We start from the raw sequence: 18,433 nt of genomic DNA, 5'->3' as shown, positions 1-18,433 counted from the left end.
ATTGTTATTATAATTTTATCTCAAGGCTCAAATAAGCCACCTGCTGCTGACCTAATTGACCATAAATACTAAGCGCGCTTCCCAAATAACGGCGAGCACCGGCGCAGAACTGACGTCCCTGAATTTGAGAGTAACATAACTTACCATCGATAAACATACTGCTATCTTGGGGGTTGAGCACTGCCGTAAAACTCGGTTGCCAAGATTTATCATGGCCTCGCACATGCAGCATCAAATTATGTTGAAACAAGTTTTGTGTCGCATAGTGGCCTCGTAGTGAGGCACTTCCCATCTCCAAGACTTGACGCCATTGATGTTGCTTTGGTGCACGACCATCAAACCAGTACTCTGCAATGATGTTCACCCCCGCCATCATGCTGTGATTTACCCCAATCAGTGCCTGCAAACTATTTTCATGCCAAGTAGTTTGTGTCCACGCGTTATTCAATCCACGTTTAAATGTCGGAGATTGATAACGAGATTGCCACAATAACGAGCCATATAAAGCGGTTGCCTCACGCAACACAGTAACTGCACTGCCTCCAACTCGCCACCCCATACGACGGTCAAAATGCGCGATAAACTGAGATTCAACATTATCAAAATAATGATAATATCGACCGCCACAACCTAACGATGATGTTGTGGCTCGCCCTTTGTCTAAATATAACCGCTTGCTTTCATTACATAATAAGCTGACATTACCGCGCTGTGTAAAATAATCTCCAGCCACTACATAACTACCTGGAGGAACCGCTGTATACAGCGCGAGGGACTTAGTCGGCGAAAACAGGTCCAAAGGACGAAAACCATAACCTACTCCCCAATCGACTTTCTTTTTACCTACAGAGCCAAACCACTGAGCTAACGAGAAGTCGTAATAGGCTTCTGAAATCGTAAATTTTGTTTCAGTGCGCTGCTGTTTAGTCATACTAAAGGTGGTCGCCACCCTCACACCGCCCGCTTCATAATCCACGTCTAAAGCAGCAAACGATAAATGAGCATCTGTCGTTTTAAAGAATTGACTATGATCAGCCTGGCTATATTGTTGCTGGGCTCGTAACGTAGTATTGAGCTGCGCACCAGCAAAAGCCGGATTTAGTAGACTAAGCGTTAGTATCAGAAAAAAGCATCGTTGGTATATATACATCGTTATTACCTCCAAGTTGATGGAGGTAAAATAACGCTGTAGCAGGTGTATTTGTGATCTAACCGACGAAAGGGCAATAACTCGGATAAATGGTTACCAAGCAAGATAAAGCGAGCACGGCGCTCGCATTATTCAGAGTCGGTCGTTGAGGTGTGCTCCTCATCCTCATGGTGCTCAGGTTTTTTCAGCTTTATCTCTCTATCTGCCGAGGCAATGGTTTCCTTGCGGTGTGCGATGATTACCCGAGTGATTTTCAAGCGCGAGACGGCATCATTAATATCTTCTTCCAGTCCAGTATCTAGATGACTTGTGGCCTCGTCCATAAATAAAATTTTTGGATCTTTATATAAGGCGCGAGCGAGAATGATCCGCTGCTTTTGACCGCCAGATAAACTCGACCCCATATCACCAATCAAGCTGTCATAACCCATTGGCATTTCACTAATATCGTCATGAATTGCGGCAAGTTGAGCACAGTGCACTACCTTTTCCATATTAATTGGGGAATCAAAAAACGCGATATTGTCTGCAACAGTGCCTGATAACAGCTCATCATCTTGCATCACCGCAGCTATTTGTTGGCGATATTGTCTTGCACCGATTTGACTCAGTGGCACACCATCAACCACTATTTCACCGCTTGAGGGCTTATTCAATCCAAGCATCAGCTTGAGTAATGTCGACTTACCACAACCTGAAGGCCCAGTGATTGCCACTGACTCCCCCGCATGAACCGTTAAATTTAGTTTATCAATGACGTTTGGCGTTGCATCCGAATAGGAAAATGAGACATTTTTCACCTCGATTTTGCCTTCAATATTCAGTTTTCGATACTGATCTGGCTGTAACTCTTCTTTGTCGGTTAGTGCAATGTCAGCAATACGGTCGAAGTGCAAACCAAGCATCTTAAACTCAATTAACTTCTCAATAAGGTTTGCGGTTTTATCCATAAATTGGCGTTTATACGACATAAAAGCAAATAGCATCCCTGTACTAAACCCACCAGCAATCACCAAATGCGCGGCAAGGTAAACAACGATGATATTTTCAATCCCAAACAATGCCCGGTTGATAGCATCATAGCCAATTTTAAAGTTACCCAGACGTATATTATGATTAATTGCACTGGCATAGCGGTTTTGCCATTGCCCTTCTCGTTTTACCTCAGAGCCAAATAACTTGATGGTTTGGATCCCGCGTACCGTTTCCATGAAGTTTGAGTTTTCTTCTGCGCGCGCCATGATCTCCTGCTCGCTAATATTACGAAACGGCTTATACATGGCTATCCGGATTGCGGCATAGGCAATTACAGCGACTAGTACAACGGCGGATAACATCGGACTATAAAAGAAAATCATCGCCAATGTGATCACTGCCATTAAGCCATCAATAATGGCTTCTATCACCCCGGTGGTAAGTAACTGTTTGACCTGTTGTAATGAGCTAAATCGAGAAACCACATCTCCCATATGACGCTTTTCAAAGTAGGAAATAGGTAATCGCACTAGGTGATGAAACAGATTGGCACCCAACTGAATATTCATTTGGTTACCGAAATGCAGTAATGTAAAACCCCGCAGTGCATTCGTCGCGATTTCAAACACTAGCACCAAGAAAAAGCCAACGGCAAGTACTGTAAGCAGCGAGGTATCTCCGGTGAGAATAACATCATCTATCACCAACTGAATATAATACGGTGCTGCGAGCGTAAACACTTGCAACAAAATAGACAGCATAAAAATCAGCAGCAAAGAGCGCTTCAGTCCAGTGATCCGGCTCCAAAAATCAGAAAACCTTAGGCTTGCTTTTTTCTCTTTCTTTTCAAACTCTTTTGTTGGGGTAAGCTCAAGCGCAACACCGGTAAAATGCTTCGAAGCTTCTTCCATTGTGTAAGTTTTTTCACCACCGGCAGGGTCATGTATCACGATGCGCTTTTCATTTGCTTTTTTGAGCACCACAAAGTGATTCATATCCCAATGTAAAATGGCTGGCGCTTGCAAAGCATCAAGATCTTCTAGTTCAATTCGCAGTGGCCGTGAAGTTAAATGTAGCTTTTCAGCAAAGTGCATAATATCAAGCAGCGTACAGCCTTCTATTGAAATGCTAAAGCGTTGTCTAAGGCGTGTTAAGTCAGTGTGATGACCATGATACCCAGCGACCATTGCAAGGCTCGCTAGACCACATTCAGCAGCCTCAGACTGGATGATCACAGGTAAAGATTTTCGAGACCAGAACTCTAATTTACTGGCTGCGCCTTCATGTTCCATTTCCATATCAACCCTTCTACTACTTATAACTGGCCTTTAATACTAAACACTGGATCAAACAACCAACGCAACAATGACCGCTCTTCCACCACAATATCAGCATCTAATGTCATCCCTGCTCGCAAAGCCGTGTCTTTGCCATAAGCCTTAACCGCTTGCTCGTTAAGCGCAATCACTACCCGATAGGCAGGCTCTTGAATAATACCCGGCATATTGGTTTCTTCTGGTAAAATAACACTATTGCTCAGCTCAACTATCTTACCCTTATAAATACCAAACTTTTCATAAGGGAACGCATGATACCTAAGCTTAGTTTCTTGCCCCGCTTTGATAAAACCAAACGCCGATGTTGGAATATAGACTATCGCTTGCATGTCACTATGCTCGGGAATAATAGTCAGTAAGTGCTGCCCCATTGACACATTTTTACCCAGCTTTGCCAGTAACCCTGTTACCACTCCTGCTTGAGTTGCTCGGATCTCACCGAGTCGCGCTTGTTCGATAGAAGAGATTTGAATAAGTAAATCAGCTTGCTGGGATTGTAGTTGGGAAATTCGATTCTGATGCTCAATCGGTAGTTTGGCCAATTGGTTGCTAATGTTTTTCAGTTGCGACTCAAGCGCAATACGTTCAGAGCGGATCGAAGAAGACTGCTGCTTTAATGACAGCAAGGTGTCTTTTTGACGCTGTAACTCAAGTTCGGAGATATAACCCGTCCCCTTAAGGGTAGCGATTTGGGTGACCAACTCTTGATTAAGCAACAACCGCTCTTGAAAGGTACTCGCTTGGCTTTCAAGCTCTTTTAGTTTTTCTTTTGCCGTGTTCTCTTGCTGGCGCAACTCTGCTATATCTAATTGATATTGCTCACGCAGTTGCTCAATTTGCTGAAGTAAATTTTGTTGTTGAAAGCGATATTGATTGAGTAAAGCTTGGTTTAACTCGGTTGCTTCAGTGCTGTGCTTTGCCGAGGCGATACGCAGCAGCGGCTGCCCAGCAACGACCTTTTCACCTTCTTTGACCAGTACTTCTGAGACCACCCCTTGTTGCATCGCACCAACACGCAGCAGCCCTCCACTGGGCTCAATCACGCCAGATACACTTTCCTTTCTGGTATAGCTACCGTTTGACAAAAACACGAGACTCAAAATAACCACCGCTAAAATAAGCAATCCAAGTGTTTTAAAAACAGGTGGTTGAACTAAGCTGATCGTGCCCTCTAAGCGGTGCTGTTTATGCTCTAACACCTCGCGGCGAAATAAATTTTCCATAGCACTTATCGGGTAATATTATTGTTAATATTTTTTTATTGAAAATACAATGTACCACGAGTGGTTACAGAAAGGAATGAAATAAGGCAAGTCACGCTTGCCTTATTGTTTTCACTGATAATTTAATCCTATCTCTATGATAGTGCGGATTAAATTACTTTTTCTTTGGGCGTTTCCAGCCATCCATATTACGTTGCTTACCTCTGGCAACCGCTAACTGTTTCTCTTTGACTGTCGCGGTGATCACCGAGCCCGCACCAATCGTGGCGGTACTGCCAATTTCCACGGGTGCCACTAACGAGGAGTTAGAGCCAATAAACGCATTATCACCAATGATGGTTTTGGATTTATTAACACCGTCATAGTTACAAGTAATGGTACCGGCGCCAATATTTACTTTTTCACCAACATCAGCATCACCAAGGTAGGTTAAATGATTGGCCTTTGAACCTTTGCCCAAACGAGATTTTTTCATCTCAACAAAGTTACCAATATGCGAATCTTCCTCCATTATTGCACCTGGGCGAAGCCGTGCAAATGGCCCTAAGGTACATTTATCGGCTACTTGCGCATCTTCGATAAGTGTATTGGCTTTAATCACAACATTATTACCAATTTTACAGTTTTTAAGTACGCAATTGGGACCGATCACCACATCATCACCAAGCTCAACACGACCTTCAAAGACAACATTTACGTCAATTTGTACGTCTTCTCCTGTCGTTACTTGGCCCCGTACATCAATGCGCGCAGGATCCGCAAGGCTTGCACCATTAAGCATCAATGTTGTTGCTTGCCAAGCTTGGTAAGCGCGCTCCAGTGCCGCCAGTTGAACGCGGTTGTTTGCCCCTTCAACTTCCATTTTATCGTCAGGCTGTGCTGAGGTTATCTCTACACCCTCAGAATGTGCCATAGCAACAATGTCTGTTAAGTAGTATTCGCCTTGTGCATTATTGTTCGATAATTGCCCTAACCACTTTTTCAACAACTTGCCGTTAGCAGCCATGATCCCTGTATTAATTTCAGTGATCGCTAGCTGCTCGTCTGACGCATCTTTTTGCTCCACGATGCCAACCAACTTACCATTTTCTCTCAGCATGCGCCCGTACCCTGTGGGGTTTTCCAAGTCCACAGTCAACACGGCAAGACCATTGTCAGGTGTGACATCAAGCAATCTTTGTAAAGTGCTTTTTTTTGTCAGTGGAACGTCACCGTATAAAATCAATACTTTATCATCATCAGCGATGTGCTCTTTTGCAACGGCAACCGCATGACCGGTACCTAGCTGCTCTGCTTGATGCACCCAGTTAACTTGATTATGTGCAAGGGCAGCCTGTAATTGCTCAGCACCATGACCAAACACCAAATTTGTCGAGTGTGCCCCCAGTGAAACAGCATTATCAATAACATGCTGCACCATTGGCTTGCCCGCAATCGGGTGCAGAACTTTCGGTAATTTAGAGCGCATACGAGTACCTTTACCCGCAGCAAGAATAATTGTATTTAACGGCATGAACACAGGATCCTTTTTCTTGTGTCAAAAAACAAATGTACAGTTCAATACTCTTGCCTTTAATCCAACCACTTCATTGTGCATAGGAATACTGCGAACATAGCAGCAGACAATAAGTACATACTGAGTACTAAATTGTACGATATTGTAGCGAGGAATAATGAATAAGGTAAGTACTGACTCAAGTGTAATTTATTAAATAACCTGAGCTAGGATATCATCTATCGCTCACCGGTGGTTATTGCTTATCACGATGAGTATCAGTGTGAAGCAGAGCAACCTCAGGTATAAAAAAACCCACGCATTGCGTGGGTTTTTGATAACCAGATAGGCGGCTGCTTATTTGCGCAGCTGGCGTAGAAGGCGTAGTTGAGCAAGAGCCTCTTCAAGCTGCAATGCCGCACGCTGATAATCCAGCTCGCTTGCAGTGCCAGAAGCTAATTGCGCCTGCGCTTCACGTTTAGCGTCTTCAGCAGCTTGCTCATCAATTTCATCCGCACGAATAGCCACGTCCGCAAGGACGGTAACTGTTTTCGGTTGAACTTCAAGCGTACCGCCGGCAACGTAGATAACTTCTTCTGAGCTATCTGCTTTAACCAAACGTACCATACCAGGTTTTAGGCCAGTCAGTAGTGGCGCGTGGCCAGGGTGAATACCAAGTTCACCTTCACTACCTGTCACTTGAATCGTAGCCACTTCGCCAGAGAATAAACTCTGCTCTGCACTTACTACGTCAAGGTGTACTGTCATTGCCATAACAACCTCCTAATTACATGTTTTTAGCTTTATCAACTGCTTCGTCGATTGAGCCAACCATGTAGAATGCCTGCTCAGGCATATCATCGTAATCACCGTTTAGGATGCCCTTAAAGCCAGAGATTGTGTCTTTAAGAGATACGTATTTACCAGGTGCACCTGTAAATACCTCAGCAACGAAGAATGGCTGAGATAGGAAACGCTGGATCTTACGTGCACGAGATACTACTTGCTTATCTTCGTCAGATAGCTCGTCCATACCTAGAATTGCGATGATGTCTTTCAGCTCTTTATAACGTTGAAGAACTGTCTGAACGCCACGTGCTGTGTCGTAGTGCTCTTGACCGATAACTTGTGGGTCAAGCTGACGTGAAGTTGAATCTAGAGGGTCTACCGCAGGGTAAATACCTAGAGACGCGATATCACGAGAAAGTACTACTGTCGCATCTAAGTGAGCAAACGTTGTTGCTGGAGATGGGTCAGTCAAGTCATCCGCAGGTACGTATACCGCTTGGATTGAAGTGATTGAACCAGTCTTAGTTGATGCGATACGCTCCTGTAGAACACCCATTTCTTCAGCTAGTGTAGGCTGGTAACCTACTGCTGAAGGCATACGACCTAGAAGTGCTGATACTTCAGTACCTGCTAGTGTATAACGGTAGATGTTATCTACGAAGAATAGTACGTCACGACCTTCGTCACGGAACTTCTCAGCCATTGTAAGACCAGTTAGTGCAACACGTAGACGGTTACCCGGTGGCTCGTTCATCTGACCATATACTAGCGATACTTTGTCTAGTACGTTTGAGTCGTTCATCTCATGGTAGAAGTCATTACCCTCACGAGTACGCTCACCAACACCTGCGAATACTGAGTAACCGCTGTGCTCGATTGCGATGTTACGGATAAGTTCCATCATGTTTACGGTTTTACCTACACCCGCACCACCGAATAGACCAACTTTACCACCTTTAGCGAATGGACATACAAGGTCGATAACCTTGATACCAGTCTCTAGAAGTTCAACTGAGTTGCTCTGATCTTCGTATGATGGTGCTGCACGGTGAATAGACCAACGCTCTTCTTCACCAATAGGGCCTGCTTCATCAATTGCATCACCAAGTACGTTCATGATACGACCTAGTGTTGCTGTACCAACTGGAACCTTAATTGGCTCAGCTGTACCTTGTACTGGAGTACCACGACGTAGACCGTCAGTACTACCTAGTGCGATACCACGTACCACACCGCCACCTAGCTGCTGTTGCACTTCTAGTGTCAAACCAGCTAAGTCGCCTTCTGTAACTTTTAGTGCGTCATATACGGCTGGCACGTTGTCTTGTGGAAACTCGATGTCCACAACGGCGCCGATAATTTGGACGACCTTACCTAAACTCATGTCTATTCCTCTTATTAAACTTTGCCGAAGCGTTATACGGCAGCCGAACCGCTCACAATCTCACTAATTTCTTGTGTGATTGCGGCCTGACGTGCCTTGTTGTATACCAGCTGTAGCTCATCAATCAGGCCACCTGCATTATCTGTTGCGGCTTTCATCGCAACCATACGGGCAGCTTGTTCAGAGGCAGCATTCTCAACTACACCTTGGTAGACCTGAGACTCAATAAAGCGCACTAATAGTGTCTCTAAAATCGCCTCTGGGCTTGGCTCATATAGATAATCCCAAGCGTGAGCTGATACATCTTCTTCAGCTTTTGGCAAAGGTAATAACTGATCGATAACAGGCTCTTGTTTCATTGTGTTGACAAACTGGTTGTACACAACGAATAAGCGGTCAATTTTGCCTTCTTCAAATGCTTTAAGCATTACTTTTACAGGACCAATAATATCCTGAACTGAAGGCGTATCTCCTAACCCGGTCTTCTTGGCTTCTAGCTCACCGCCAAAACGCTTAAAGAAACCAGCAGCTTTGCTGCCTAGAGCTGCGAACGTTGCCTCAACCCCTTTGTCTTTCCACGCTTTTGCGTCTCTTACTACTTTTTTGAACTCGTTTGAGTTCAAACCACCACATAGACCACGGTCTGTAGAGATAACAATGTAACCAACTCGCTTCACTTCGCGTTCTTGTAAGAACGGGTGAGTGAAGTCAAGATTAGCCTGAGCAACACGACCGATCACTTTGCGTAAGTTTTCAGCGTATGGACGACTAGACGCTACGCGTTCTTGTGCCTTCTTCATTTTAGAAGCGGCAACCATCTCCATTGCGCTGGTGATCTTTTGAGTATTCTTGATACTCCCGATCTTGCTTTTTATCTCTTTTCCGCTGGCCATGACTCTCTCTCCGAATCTCGGTGAGTAGTTCCCTACTCACCTTAATAACACATTACCAAGTTTGCGTAGATTTGAACTTCTCTAGAAGTTCTTTAAGCTGCGCTTCGATCTCGGCGTTGTAGTTACCAGTTTCATTGATTTGAGCCATTAGCTCTGCGTACTCGCTCTTAGCAAATGCGATTAGGCTTGCTTCAAAATCAAGGATCTTGTTGATTTCGATGCCTTTTAAGAAGCCTTTCTCTACTGCAAATAGCGATAATGACATATCAGCAACAGACATTGGTGCGTACTGTTTCTGCTTCATTAGCTCTGTTACACGCTCACCGTGTTCAAGCTGTGCACGAGTTGCATCGTCAAGGTCAGAAGCGAACTGAGAGAACGCCGCTAGTTCACGGTACTGAGCTAGCGCTAGACGGATACCACCACCTAGTTTCTTAACAATTTTAGTTTGCGCTGCACCACCTACACGAGATACCGAGATACCAGCGTTAACCGCTGGACGGATACCTGCGTTGAACAAGTCAGTTTCCAAGAAGATCTGACCGTCAGTGATTGAGATAACGTTGGTAGGTACGAATGCAGAAACGTCACCACCTTGAGTTTCAATGATTGGCAATGCCGTCAATGAACCTGTTTTACCTTTAACTTCACCATTTGTGAACTTCTCAACGTAGTCAGCGTTTACACGTGACGCACGCTCTAGAAGACGTGAGTGAAGGTAGAATACGTCACCTGGGTATGCTTCACGGCCTGGTGGGCGCTTAAGTAGTAGTGAGATTTGACGGTAAGCAACAGCTTGCTTAGACAAATCATCATATACGATTAGTGCATCTTCACCACGGTCACGGAAGTATTCACCCATAGTACAACCAGAGAATGGCGCTAGGAACTGAAGTGCTGCTGATTCTGACGCCGAAGCAACAACAACAATCGTGTTCTCAAGTGCACCGTGCTCTTCTAGTTTACGTACTACGTTTGCAATTGTTGACGCTTTTTGACCAACCGCTACGTACACACACTTAACGCCTGTGTCTTTTTGGTTGATGATAGCATCGATTGCTAGTGCTGTTTTACCAGTCTGACGGTCACCGATCACAAGCTCACGCTGACCACGACCAACTGGGATCATCGCATCGATAGACTTATAACCAGTTTGTACTGGCTCATCTACTGATTGACGCTCGATTACGCCAGGTGCGATTTTTTCAACTGGTTCAAAACCATCGTTATCAACAGCGCCTTTACCGTCGATTGGCTCACCAAGTGTGTTAACAACACGACCAAGTAGACCACGGCCTACTGGTACTTCAAGGATACGACCAGTTGATTTAACTTTTACGCCTTCTTTAAGGTCTGCGTATGGACCCATTACTACAGCACCTACTGAGTCACGCTCAAGGTTTAGTGCGATAGCATAACGGTTGCCAGGAAGCTCAATCATCTCACCCTGCATACAGTCAGCAAGACCGTGGATGCGGATGATACCGTCGGTAACAGATACGATAGTACCTTCGTTACGCGCTTCACTTACAACTTCAAACTGTTCAATGCGTTGCTTGATCAGTGCAGAAATTTCTGTGGAATTAAGTTGCATGCTCTTTTTCCCAATTACGATTGTAGCGACGTCGCAAGACGATCTAACTTGCCGCGAACAGAACCGTCAATTACGGTGTCACCGGCTTTAATCACTAGGCCACTTACAATGGCTTCGTCGATGCTACAATTCAGCTTAACTTTGCGTGCGAAACGTTTCTCAAGTGCCGCGACCAATTTTGCTTGCGCATCATCCGCAAGCGCTGTTGCCGAAACCACATCTACTTCGATTTCTTTGTCATAATCTGCTTTAAATTCAGCAAACAATTCTGCAACAGCTGGAATGGCAGCTAAACGCTCATTTTCGGCCATCAGCTTGATAAGGTTTTGACCTTGTTCGTTGAGTTGCTCAGCACATAACTTGATAATGATTTCAGACTGCTGTGTTTCAGTAGCAATGCTACCTAGTAGTGCCTGAACCTGCTCATCGCTGGTAACTTGACCAGCGAAGAACAGCATTTCATTCCAAGCTTCAACTGTGCCTTTTTCAACGGCAAGTTCAAAAGCCGCTTTAGCGTATGGGCGAGCGATAGTAGTCAATTCAGACATGCTCATACCCCCTGCTTAAAGCTCAGCGACAAGTTTTTCAACGATGTCACTGTGTGTGGCTTGATTGATTTCACGTTCTAAAATCTTCTCAGCGCCTGCGATAGAAAGTGCAGCGACTTGTGAACGCAGCTCTTCTTTCACACGGTTGCGCTCAGACTCAATTTCAGAGTGTCCCTGAGCAATGATTTTTTCACGCTCTTGCTGACCACGAGTTGTCTCTTCGTCAACAATTAGCGCAGCACGCTTCTTAGCTTGTTCGATGATTTCAGCCGCTTGTGCTTTCGCTTCTTTGAGCTGTTCAGCGCCTTGTGCACGTACGCGCTCAAGTTCTTTTTCAGCTTCATCAGATGCTGCTAAACCATCTTCGATTTTCTTTTGGCGAGCTTCAATCGCACCATTTAGTGGTGGCCATACGAACTTCATACAGAACCATACGAAGACCACAAATGCGATTAATTCACCTATTAGAGTGGCGTTTAAGTTCACGACCGCTCCTCCTTACTTGACAGTTGTTCGTTTCAGGTATTTTGCAATATTAAAGAGCGAACAACATGTACATAGCGATACCTACACCGATCATTGCAACGGCATCGATAAGACCAGCTAGGATGAACATTTTAACTTGTAGTGAAGGCGCAAGCTCAGGTTGACGAGCACATGCTTCTAGGAACTTACCACCCATGTTACCGAAGCCTAGTGCAGTACCGATAGCACCAAAACCGATTAGTAGTGCAACAGCGATAAGTTTAATAGCAACTGCGATTTCCATTTTTATCTCCAAAGTTTCAATAGTAAATTAAAGTTAAAGTTTAAATTTAAGTATAAAAAATCTTTATTATTCAGCTGATTAGTGACTTTCTGTACTAGCCATGCTGAGGTAAACGATAGTTAGCATCATAAATACAAATGCTTGCAGTACGATTACCATAATGTGGAATACTGCCCACACGAAGTGCAGTGGTAACTGCATTAAACCAATTGCACCGATAAGGATGAAAATCATCTCACCAGCGTACAAGTTACCAAACAAACGCAGTGCTAGTGAGAATGGCTTAGCCACTAGTGCGATTGTCTCAAGTAACAAGTTAAATGGAATTAAGATTGCCATCATTAGCTTGTTCTTAGAGCTAAATGGGTGCAATGTTAATTCTGCAATAAAGCCACCGATGCCTTTGATTTTAATTGAATAACCGATCATCAGAATAAACACACCTAGCGCCAGTGCCGCAGTCATATTTAAGTCTGTTGTAGGTACAATCTTCATGTATACATCGTGTGAGTCCATACCAAATGCTTGTTCACCAACAAAGCCGGCAAATGCAGGTAGGAAGTCAACTGGAACTAAGTCCATCAAGTTCATTAGGAATACCCAAACGAAAATCGTTAGGGCCAAAGGTGCAACTAACTTGCTGTTACCGTGATAAGTATCGCGAACGTTGGCACCAACGAACTCAACAACCATTTCGATAAAGCACTGGAATTTACCAGGAACACCTATAGTGGATTTTTTAGCGGCACTTCGGAAGATCCATAAAAATATCAGACCTAAACCGATTGACCATGCGAGGGTATCTACATGCCATGTCCAGAAACCACTATCCGCACATGCTTTGTTGAAGGCAAGACCGGCATCGGTCGAGCACATCTTGGCATTGGTCAAGTGGTGCTGAATATGGCTTGATAGAGTAACTTCTTCTGCAGCCATGTTTTATCCCAAAAGTTAATGATTAAAAAAAATCAGGACTAACCATTGTGTTAGCATCACGAGCATATACACACCAAAGAATGGCAGCATCATTACTGAAAAATGCTTAAAAATCAGTGCAAAGAGCACAACAGTTAGCAAAAATTTTAATCCATTTCCTCGTTTTATCGAGGAATATACTTGATTTGCTTTGCTCGCGCCCATAAAACGAAAAGCATAAGCAGCAAATACAAAATTAGGGAGTACTAACACAGCCCCGCCAGCTAATGCTGAAACTCCGGCTTGTACTCCCCAACCCATAAAAACGATTACTGCAGCAATTAATGCTACGATACCCTGAATCAAAACACCTTTTAATGCGGCTCGCCGATATGGACGGGCTAACGAATGAGTCACTTTATATTAACCTTAATGACGTTAAATTTTATCAGGGTATGAAAACTGGCGAAATTATACTTGTTTCTGCTTAATTTGCAACTTGACGCGATGAAATGTGACGTTTTTTGGACTCCAAATAGGTCATATTTTGTTAAGTAAGAGCACGTAGATTGGTCGCACTTCGAAGGTAATTGCTTTTACAGCGAAGCTCTGTTGTTTGGGGCTGCACAATAAACTGTAAAGACGGTAATGTGATGTCTGACTCAACACCACATTACCAGTTAGGCTAGGGGGCTTAGCTAGTTGGACTCAAACACAAAAAATAGCAGTGCTTTTAGTCAACATTTTAATCTTAATTGGCATCGTTCATCTCAGGGTTAATACGCCCTAAGATACCATCGAGTTCATCTAAGCTCGCATAAGAGATAACCAGTTTACCTTTGCCTTTTTGGTTATAGTTAATCTCAACTTTTGCACCCAGGTTTTCCTGTAGTTGCTGTTCCAATAGCTTCACATCAGGATCTTTTTGCTTAACAGCTTTTTCCTCAACTGGTTCTAGAATTGTACGTACCAGTTTTTCGGTTTCCCTAACCGTTAACCCCTTAGCAACAGCCGTTCTAGCAGCTTCTGATTGGGCTTCACCACTGAGTGCTAACAAACAACGCGCGTGACCCATTTCAATATCACCATGCTCTAACAATACTTTTACATCGTCATTGAGATTGTTTAAGCGCAGTAAGTTAGTCACTGTGGTACGAGATTTACCCACAGCATCTGCCACTTGTTGATGTGTTAGCTCAAATTCATTTAATAACCTATCAAGTGCTATTGCCTCTTCCATCGCATTAAGATCTTCACGCTGAATGTTTTCGATCAATGCAATGGCAACCGCGGCTTCATCAGGAACATCTTTAACTAAGCAAGGGACTGTGTCTTGCTTGGCTAACTGCGCAGCACGCCAACGTCGCTCACCGGCGATGATCTCGAACTGTTGAGCTGACACTTTACGCACCACGATAGGTTGCAAAATTCCCTGAGATCGAATTGAGCTGGCAAGTTCTTCCAGTGCCTGTTCAGACATATCTTTACGCGGCTGGTATTTACCCGGCACTAGCCACTCTATGGGTAAACGTTGTAACTCTTGCTCGATAACTGGCTCTGCACTAGGTTCACTTTCGGCAGTCACCGGCTGCTCAGCGGCCGTAGCAGGTGCAGATGCACTTGGATTAGGTTTCGCCGAACTCAAAAGGGCATCCAACCCTCGGCCTAAACCTCGTTTTTTAACCGACATGTTCTTTTTATCCTCTTAGGCAACCGCAGCTGCTTGCTTTTCTTTGCGTCTTAACATTTCCCCTGCAAGAGCAAGATAGGCTTTTGCACCACTGGATGCTCTATCATAATACATCGCTGGAGCACCAAAACTTGGTGCTTCCGCCAAGCGCACATTCCGTGGGATCACAGTACGATACACTTTATCGCCAAAGTGCTGCTTTAGCTGTTCGGATACATCGTTTGCAAGGCGATTACGCGGATCGTACATGGTGCGTAAAATACCTTCAATTTGCAATCCAGGATTTACCAATTTGCCCAATTGAGTGATGGTATCCATCAAGGCGGTCAACCCTTCAAGTGCATAATACTCACACTGCATAGGCACTAACACCGCATCAGCTGCTGCCATCGCATTAACCGTGAGCATATTGAGAGAAGGTGGGCAGTCAATAAATATATATTCATATTTATCTTTGACGGTTTCTAACGCATTGCGCAATCTAACTTCACGGGCAAATAACTCCATTAGTTTGACTTCAGCTGCCGTTACATCGCCATTCGCTGCGATCAAATGATACTCACCGCTAGTTTCAGTTGAGATGACTTGATCGATAGGTGACTCTTCTATCAACAGATCATACACCGTCGCCACATCACCATATTTATCGACACCGCTTCCCATCGTTGCATTACCTTGAGGATCGAGATCGATCAGTAATACTTTACGTTTTGTCGCCGCCATGGACGCGGCCAAATTCACCGCAGTGGTTGTTTTACCAACACCACCTTTTTGGTTTGCTATTGCAATGATTCTTGCCACATTGTCCTCGACAATTAATCTTTAGAAAGAATGATTAAATGGCGCTCACCGTCTAGTTTAGGCACCACTAAGCTAATATCTTGCGATAAACTCACACCGTTTGGTAGCTTTTCTAGCTCATCAGCAGGGTACTGTCCCTTAAGCGCTAAGAATACACCTTGGTCATCGATTAAATGCGAGCACCACTGGATCATATCTTGTAGTGATGCAAAAGCACGGCTGAGTACACCGTCTAATTTAACACTTGGTTGATATTCTTCAACACGAGACTGCACAGGGGTGACATTATCAATGCCAAGCCCATGTTTTACCTGCATTAAAAATCGGACTCTTTTACCAAGGCTATCAAGAAGAACAAAATTGATGTCCGGTCTAGCAATCGCTAACACCATGCCAGGTAAACCAGGACCTGTGCCAACATCAATATAATTGCTACCTGTTAAATGCGGTGCGACGACTAAAGAATCCATGATGTGTTTCACCATCATTTCTTTAGGGTCTCGAACGGAAGTGAGATTGTAAGCTTTATTCCATTTATCCAGCAGTTGGACATAGTCGACCAACTGCTGCTTTTGTTGTTCGCTGAGCTCGATTGAGGTATCAGCGAGTAATTCATTCAATTGTTCTAATAACACAGTGTTCCACTGCTATTACGCCGACTTACGCAATAGCCCTTGCTTTTTCAGATACACTAATAATAGCGAAATAGCAGCAGGGGTGATACCAGAAATACGTGAAGCTTGGCCAATCGTTTGTGGACGCGCATCAGTTAGCTTTGCCACAACCTCATTTGACAGGCCACTTACCTGGCTATAATCAAAATCCACTGGCAATACTGTTTCTTCATGACGTAGCTGTTTATTTATCTCATCCTGCTGACGCGCAATGTAGCCTGCGTACTTAGTCTGGATCTCAACTTGCTCAAGAGCAGGGATGTTATCAAACTCAGATCCTAGCCCTTCTATTGACATGAGATCATGGTAATTAACTTCCGGGCGACGGATTAAATCTTCAAGACTGGCTTCGCGTACGAGTGGCTTTTTCAGCAGTTCGTTTACCGCATCAAGTGCTGGATGATCTTTATGGATCCAAGTGTTGCGTAAACGCTGTGCTTCTTGTTCCATGACTTCAAGCTTTTCATTGTAAGCTGCCCAGCGTTCATCATTAACAAGACCTAGCTCGCGGCCTTTTTCAGTTAATCGTAAATCTGCATTATCTTCACGTAATAACAAGCGGTACTCTGCACGGGAAGTAAACATACGATAAGGTTCTTTGGTGCCTAATGTTGCTAAGTCATCAATCAGCACACCGGCATAAGCTTCATCACGGCGAGGAGTCCATGCTTCACGACCTTGAACCTGAAGTGCCGCGTTCATACCCGCGATCAGGCCCTGAGCACCAGCTTCTTCATAACCAGTGGTACCATTGATTTGACCAGCAAAGAACAGGCCATTGATAAACTTTGTTTCTAGTGACTGTTTAAGGTCACGTGGATCGAAGAAATCATATTCTATTGCATAACCAGGACGGCAGATATGAGCATTTTCAAAACCTTGGATCGAACGCACGATCTCTAGCTGAATATCAAATGGTAAGCTGGTGGAAATACCATTTGGATATAACTCGTAAGAAGTTAGCCCCTCAGGCTCAACAAATATCTGATGCTTTTCTTTATCAGCAAAACGTACAATTTTATCTTCAATAGAAGGGCAGTAACGTGGACCTATACCTTCAATCACACCAGCATACATAGGTGAGCGATGCAAATTATTGCGGATCACTTCATGAGTTTTTTCATTGGTATAGGTGATATAGCATGGGATCTGTTTTGGATGATCAGACACTTTACCCATAAATGAGAAAACCGGAGTAGGGGTATCGCCTGGTTGCTCTTGCATCACTGAAAAATCAACCGTTCGTGCGTCGATACGTGGTGGTGTACCCGTTTTTAGACGATCAACGCGGAATGGCATTTCACGTAAACGTTCAGCTAGGGCAATAGAAGGTGGATCGCCAGCACGGCCGCCTTTAAAGTTTTCTAAACCAATATGGATCTGACCACCCAAGAAGGTACCAACCGTTAGCACCACAGAAGAAGCACTAAAACGTAATCCCATCTGTGTCACAACACCTTTGACCTGATCCCCTTCAACAATGAGATCATCACAAGATTGTTGGAAGATCTTTAAGTTATCTTGGTGTTGTAAAATATCTTGGATCGCGGCTTTATATAATGCGCGATCTGCTTGAGCCCGAGTTGCCCGTACCGCTGGACCTTTAGATGAATTTAATGTTCTAAACTGGATCCCACCTTTGTCGATAGCCGTGGCCATTGCACCGCCAAGTGCATCGATCTCTTTTACTAAATGACCTTTACCAATTCCACCAATTGCCGGGTTACATGACATTTGGCCTAAGGTATCCATATTGTGTGTTAACAATAAGGTATTCATACCCATTCGGGCTGCTGCGAGTGCAGCTTCTGTGCCTGCGTGTCCACCACCAACAACGATGACATCAAAATGTTCATGATAAATCATTTACGGGATCCTACTTAAAACAACCGAGCAAATTTAGAAAGGATGCGTATTCTACCTAGAATTAACCAGAAGTGAAATGGTTAAACTTTAGACAACGCAAAAAAGAGATCTCTTAAAATATATAAGGATCTTTTTAAAGATCTTTATTGATCTTACTATTACTGATCCTATGATCTGTGAATAGTTTTGTATTCCTTTTTAGATCCAACTGCTTAGCTTAGATCAATTGATGTGAATTAGATCGGATCAACAGGCTTAAAACCTTTGATCAACTTGGCACTTTATTCACAGGCTTAGATCTTGATTATTTTATCCAATGGATAAGTAACC

Annotated in this window: 17 protein-coding genes; all 17 read right to left on the bottom strand. The window is 44.0% G+C overall.

Annotated elements, in window-relative coordinates; translation table 11 throughout:
* Nucleotides 1-7: 7 nt before the first annotated feature.
* Nucleotides 8-1,150 carry a hypothetical protein gene (locus tag F9Y84_RS11040; protein WP_128732335.1) on the bottom strand — a complete coding sequence of 381 codons (1,143 nt, stop codon included), beginning with the start codon at nucleotides 1,148-1,150 and terminating at the stop codon, nucleotides 8-10.
* Between the two features lie 128 nt (nucleotides 1,151-1,278).
* The gene (locus F9Y84_RS11035) at nucleotides 1,279-3,423 is read right to left on the bottom strand and encodes a peptidase domain-containing ABC transporter (protein WP_128732334.1); all 2,145 of its coding nucleotides are present in this window, start codon (nucleotides 3,421-3,423) and stop codon (nucleotides 1,279-1,281) included.
* Between the two features lie 17 nt (nucleotides 3,424-3,440).
* Entirely contained in the window at nucleotides 3,441-4,685 is a 1,245-nt protein-coding gene (locus F9Y84_RS11030; protein ID WP_125250817.1) for an HlyD family secretion protein, read from the bottom strand.
* Nucleotides 4,686-4,839: 154 nt separating this feature from the next.
* Complete coding sequence (gene glmU, locus F9Y84_RS11025) at nucleotides 4,840-6,198, bottom strand: bifunctional UDP-N-acetylglucosamine diphosphorylase/glucosamine-1-phosphate N-acetyltransferase GlmU (protein ID WP_147388756.1); 1,359 nt, start codon at nucleotides 6,196-6,198, stop codon at nucleotides 4,840-4,842.
* Nucleotides 6,199-6,537: 339 nt separating this feature from the next.
* Entirely contained in the window at nucleotides 6,538-6,954 is a 417-nt protein-coding gene (locus tag F9Y84_RS11020) for a F0F1 ATP synthase subunit epsilon (RefSeq protein ID WP_147388757.1), read from the bottom strand.
* Nucleotides 6,955-6,967: 13 nt separating this feature from the next.
* A complete protein-coding gene (atpD, locus tag F9Y84_RS11015) occupies nucleotides 6,968-8,353 on the bottom strand; it encodes a F0F1 ATP synthase subunit beta (protein WP_128732332.1) in 1,386 nt (461 codons plus the stop codon).
* 32 nt (nucleotides 8,354-8,385) lie between these two features.
* Nucleotides 8,386-9,246, bottom strand: a complete 861-nt coding sequence (gene atpG, locus F9Y84_RS11010; protein WP_125253643.1) for a F0F1 ATP synthase subunit gamma — start codon at nucleotides 9,244-9,246, stop codon at nucleotides 8,386-8,388.
* Between the two features lie 52 nt (nucleotides 9,247-9,298).
* Complete coding sequence (atpA, locus tag F9Y84_RS11005; protein WP_125253644.1) at nucleotides 9,299-10,840, bottom strand: F0F1 ATP synthase subunit alpha; 1,542 nt, start codon at nucleotides 10,838-10,840, stop codon at nucleotides 9,299-9,301.
* 14 nt (nucleotides 10,841-10,854) lie between these two features.
* Nucleotides 10,855-11,388, bottom strand: a complete 534-nt coding sequence (gene atpH, locus F9Y84_RS11000; RefSeq protein ID WP_125253645.1) for a F0F1 ATP synthase subunit delta — start codon at nucleotides 11,386-11,388, stop codon at nucleotides 10,855-10,857.
* 15 nt (nucleotides 11,389-11,403) lie between these two features.
* Complete coding sequence (gene atpF, locus F9Y84_RS10995; RefSeq protein ID WP_010376882.1) at nucleotides 11,404-11,874, bottom strand: F0F1 ATP synthase subunit B; 471 nt, start codon at nucleotides 11,872-11,874, stop codon at nucleotides 11,404-11,406.
* Nucleotides 11,875-11,923: 49 nt separating this feature from the next.
* Entirely contained in the window at nucleotides 11,924-12,157 is a 234-nt protein-coding gene (gene atpE, locus F9Y84_RS10990; RefSeq protein WP_010376881.1) for a F0F1 ATP synthase subunit C, read from the bottom strand.
* A 78-nt stretch (nucleotides 12,158-12,235) separates the two neighbouring features.
* On the bottom strand, nucleotides 12,236-13,093 hold the full coding sequence (gene atpB / locus F9Y84_RS10985; protein WP_125253646.1) for a F0F1 ATP synthase subunit A: 858 nt from the start codon (nucleotides 13,091-13,093) through the stop codon (nucleotides 12,236-12,238).
* 15 nt (nucleotides 13,094-13,108) lie between these two features.
* Complete coding sequence (locus F9Y84_RS10980) at nucleotides 13,109-13,489, bottom strand: ATP synthase subunit I (RefSeq protein WP_125253647.1); 381 nt, start codon at nucleotides 13,487-13,489, stop codon at nucleotides 13,109-13,111.
* A 334-nt stretch (nucleotides 13,490-13,823) separates the two neighbouring features.
* The gene (locus F9Y84_RS10975) at nucleotides 13,824-14,762 is read right to left on the bottom strand and encodes a ParB/RepB/Spo0J family partition protein (protein WP_147388758.1); all 939 of its coding nucleotides are present in this window, start codon (nucleotides 14,760-14,762) and stop codon (nucleotides 13,824-13,826) included.
* A 15-nt stretch (nucleotides 14,763-14,777) separates the two neighbouring features.
* Nucleotides 14,778-15,563 (bottom strand): ParA family protein, encoded by a 786-nt coding sequence (locus F9Y84_RS10970; RefSeq protein ID WP_147388759.1) that lies wholly within the window; start codon nucleotides 15,561-15,563, stop codon nucleotides 14,778-14,780.
* A 14-nt stretch (nucleotides 15,564-15,577) separates the two neighbouring features.
* On the bottom strand, nucleotides 15,578-16,198 hold the full coding sequence (gene rsmG / locus F9Y84_RS10965; protein ID WP_125253650.1) for a 16S rRNA (guanine(527)-N(7))-methyltransferase RsmG: 621 nt from the start codon (nucleotides 16,196-16,198) through the stop codon (nucleotides 15,578-15,580).
* 15 nt (nucleotides 16,199-16,213) lie between these two features.
* Nucleotides 16,214-18,103 (bottom strand): tRNA uridine-5-carboxymethylaminomethyl(34) synthesis enzyme MnmG, encoded by a 1,890-nt coding sequence (gene mnmG / locus F9Y84_RS10960; protein ID WP_147388760.1) that lies wholly within the window; start codon nucleotides 18,101-18,103, stop codon nucleotides 16,214-16,216.
* Nucleotides 18,104-18,433 lie beyond the last annotated feature (330 nt).

This window comes from Pseudoalteromonas peptidolytica (assembly GCF_012641745.1).
Classification (GTDB): Bacteria; Pseudomonadota; Gammaproteobacteria; order Enterobacterales; family Alteromonadaceae; genus Pseudoalteromonas; species Pseudoalteromonas peptidolytica.
The sequence above is the reverse complement of the archived record's forward strand: the minus strand, read 5'-3'. Positions and strand labels throughout refer to the sequence as shown.